This window comes from Streptomonospora alba, from assembly GCF_000826685.1.
Lineage (GTDB): Bacteria > Actinomycetota > Actinomycetes > Streptosporangiales > Streptosporangiaceae > Streptomonospora > Streptomonospora alba.
The window spans coordinates 1-248 of sequence record NZ_JROO01000091.1; the positions used below are offsets into that span (position 1 = coordinate 1).

The following is a 248-nucleotide window of genomic DNA, read 5'->3' on the forward strand; positions in this document are numbered from 1 at the left end:
TCGCTGAAGTCGAACATCGGCCATACGCAGGCGGCGTCGGGAATCGCCGGTGTCATCAAGATGACCCTGGCCCTGCAGAACGAACGGCTTCCGCGGACGCTGCACGCCGACGAGCCCTCGCCGCACATCGACTGGTCCTCCGGACCGCTCGCCCTGCTGACCGACCCCGAGCCGTGGCAGCGCGGCAGCCGCCCGCGGCGCTCGGGCATCTCGTCGTTCGGGGTTTCGGGGACGAATGCGCATGTGGT

Annotated in this window: 1 protein-coding gene; it reads left to right on the forward strand. The window is 69.4% G+C overall.

The genetic code is table 11. The features are described from left to right. Window positions 1-248, forward strand: a 248-nt coding sequence (locus tag LP52_RS25400; protein WP_040276956.1) for a ketoacyl-synthetase C-terminal extension domain-containing protein, incomplete at both ends; no start/stop codon positions are given.